Source organism: Blautia sp. HCP3S3_C12 (genome assembly GCF_052064155.1).
Taxonomy (GTDB): domain Bacteria; phylum Bacillota; class Clostridia; order Lachnospirales; family Lachnospiraceae; genus Blautia_A.
Map to the genome: position 1 here is coordinate 1 of NZ_JBQHWC010000044.1, position 1,274 is coordinate 1,274.

Annotated in this window: 1 protein-coding gene; it reads left to right on the forward strand. The window is 36.2% G+C overall.

All coding sequences use genetic code 11. The features are described 5' to 3' along the window. Positions 1 to 85: 85 nt before the first annotated feature. Entirely contained in the window at positions 86 to 1,243 is a 1,158-nt protein-coding gene (locus ACTNDS_RS16620; RefSeq protein ID WP_441036859.1) for an IS630 family transposase, read from the forward strand. Positions 1,244 to 1,274 lie beyond the last annotated feature (31 nt).

Sequence of the window (1,274 nt, forward strand, 5' to 3'; positions counted from 1 at the left end):
CTAGTATAACATAAATTAAATAAGTACCATATATTTTAAACTAAATATGTGATATACTATTCTCATCAACGAAAGGATGGTTGTTATGAAAAATACGTTTCTTCCTTTATCTGATGAGGATAAAAAATATCTTAAATCATTATCTAAAACCAGAACGATTCAAGCACAGGTGGTAGATCGTGCAAGAATTCTTTTGTATAAAGCTGATGGTGTATCTTTTGATGATATCGCTGCCAGATTGAATATCAGTAAAAGAACTGTTCGCTTATGCATTTCAAAGTTTAATAATGGAGGCCTTGATGCTGCATTGTTTGATGCTAAGCGTTCCGGAAGACCTGCCGAAGTATCAGATGATGCTAAAGCATGGATTATTAATCTTGCATGCCAAAGACCTGCGGATTTAGGATATTCTCAAGAACTTTGGACATTAGCCAAACTCCATAAACACATACAACAGCACGCACAACAGGCTGGATTCCCAAGACTTACAACCATCACTAAGGCGTATGTGCAAAAACTTTTACAGGATAATCAGATTAAACCGTTTAAAATCAAGTATTATTGTGAAAAGCGAGATCCTGATTTCGAATCAAAAATGCATGAGGTTCTTGTTGTTTATAAACAGGTTGAAATGCAGTTTGATGAAAAAGGTAACATTATTGTGCCTGATGATTATAGGCTCACTATAACTGTATCCTATGATGAAAAACCAGGAATTCAGGCAATTGCTAATACATCCGAGGATCTGCGTCCAACAGGAGATAATGGTGAGGTGTATCGCGATTATGAGTATAAACGTCTTGGAACAGTTTCCCTACTGGCTGGAATTGATCTGCTTACAGGAGAAGCAATTCCCTTGGTGAGAGATACCCACAAAAGTTCTGATTTTATTGACTTCCTAAAAATACTGGATAAAAAATACCCATCACAAGATACAATCAGAATTATATTAGATAATCACTCAGCCCACACATCCAAAGAAACGAAACGATTTCTTGCAACAATGCCCAAAGAACGCTTTGAGTTTGTATTTACGCCAAAGCATGGTTCGTGGCTGAACATGATAGAAGGTTTCTTTGGAAAAATGACAAAACAAATGCTACGTGGTATCAGAGTAAATTCAAAACAGGAACTTGTGGATCGAATCTACCAGTATTTCGATGAAATCAACAAGGAACCGGTTGTTTACCACTGGAAATACAAAATGGATGATATTGAAGAGACTGAGTCTGCATCTGTTTAATATGGTACTTATTAAATGGTCGATGTACTAG